The organism is Bartonella sp. MU70NMGDW, from assembly GCF_042194085.1.
In the GTDB taxonomy this organism is placed as follows: domain Bacteria; phylum Pseudomonadota; class Alphaproteobacteria; order Rhizobiales; family Rhizobiaceae; genus Bartonella; species Bartonella grahamii.
Genome location: NZ_JBHIMK010000240.1, coordinates 1 through 1,777, shown reverse-complemented (window position 1 = coordinate 1,777; position 1,777 = coordinate 1). Strand labels below are relative to the sequence as shown.

2 protein-coding genes are annotated in these 1,777 nt (G+C 40.2%); both read left to right on the top strand.

The genetic code is table 11. The features are described 5' to 3' along the window. A partial coding sequence (locus ACFIKE_RS10090) for a BID domain-containing T4SS effector (RefSeq protein ID WP_375649713.1) occupies window positions 1-588 on the top strand: 588 nt, incomplete at its 5' end. Between the two features lie 334 nt (window positions 589-922). Next, window positions 923-1,777, top strand: an 855-nt coding sequence (locus ACFIKE_RS10085; protein ID WP_375649711.1) for a BID domain-containing T4SS effector, incomplete at its 3' end; no start/stop codon positions are given.

Sequence of the window (1,777 nt, the reverse complement as noted above, 5' to 3'; positions counted from 1 at the left end):
AGTATTTCTCCTTCAAAAGGTAGACACCATCATCAAAGGAGAGAAGATCCTGAAACAGACTATACAAAGGTTGCTCCTCAACAAAGAGGAAGACCTTCATCTTCCCTCACAGCTGAGCAAATAACTGTCATACTTTTAAAAAACCCACATGTCCAAGCATATGGAGAAGAGGTTATGCACTGGGGTAAGGTCGTTTATGGCAATGACACGCTTTTCCAGCAACACTTGCAAGGAATACTTACAGATCCCAGTAAAGGAAAAGACCTTTCAAATCAACTTGCTGAAAATCCTGAATCTATACATAAACTTGCTGGCCGCTCCGCACTTGGCTTAAAAAGTCAAACACGCAAAGCAGCTGAAGAAGGTTTTAAACCACTCGTTGATGCCATTGATGGTTATACAAAGGCTGTAAAAGAGGCAAAGGAGAGGCTTTTGCAAACCCCTCAAGCAGAGCAAAGACGCCTTCAAGAAAATTCTCAGCAAGCTGAAAGATCTCATCATCGTCATCATCACACAAGAGGACAAGAACACAGCAGTCCAGAGCACAGCCGACAACGACAAAGACACGGTATGGCTTATGCCATGTAAGGGGGTATAAACATAAAGACGATAGTTTTTGTTTTTCGTTTAATCTCTTTTTCATAGAGTTTCTTGGCGCAAATAGTTTCATTACGGTTGCGCCAAAAATTGTTTTAAGATGTTACAAAAAAGAGTCCTAAAAATGGGCTCTCTCATTTATGATAACTTATTGATAAAATTTCACAAAAAAACTGTATAAAAGACACAAAGCTCCATTAGACTAGTTGCAAATAGCGCAGATCTTTGGAGACCACTCAATTTTGATATCTTCTTATAAAAATCATAAAGGGCGAGAGTGTGTACCAAAGAGGTTTTCTAAAACAATTCTTAAAAGGAAACATGCATGAAAAAAGATCACCCTTATCCTTTTCCATCTCCTTCAATACAAGAACTTATAGAGCTCTATGAAAAAGCAGCAGCAGAAGTATCAGGCGGAGAACCCCTCCCTAAAGAAACGCCTTCAAAAAGCAAAAGCAAAAGACTATCAACGATACCGGAAAAAGATGAGGAAAGACTCTCTCTTTTAAGAGAAGAAACTGTACATGCATCAACAAATGCAACAACGCCTCTCACAAGAGGCGGCTCTAACAAAAGGCAGCAACAACCTGAAACGACACACACAACAGTTACTCCTCAAGTTACCCAAAGGGCAGCAAAAATTCTCTCAGAAGAAGAAATCATTCAATTGCTTCCACACCATTCATTGGTTCGAACCTATCAAGAAGAAATTCAACGTTTATCTGCAAATGCCTATGGCAACCCCGACATTTTACAAGAAAAAATGCAGGAAATTCAAAGAAATCCTGCTGCAGGAGAAGAACTCTCATGGCGCATGGCAGCATATCCTGAAAGTATCGCGAAACTTTCCGGCACCAGCATGTTGGGCATCAAAAATCAAACACGCAGACAAGCGGAAGAGAGTTATTCCGCTCTCACTGTCACCATTGATTGTTACACTGAAGCTGTAAAACAAGCAAGAGAGAGCCTCTTACAATCTCCAGAGCAAGAACTCAAAAACTATGAACGTTTAATGGGAAAGACGGCCGTCGCTGAACTTCTGAAAAAACCGTCTCATTCTCAAAGGGAAAAACAAACTCTTTCAGAAGAAGAAATTTCCACCCAAATTCAACAACATTCAAAAGTCAAAAGGCACTATGCCCAGATCAAATATTGGTGCGAAGTTGTTTTTGGTAACGCA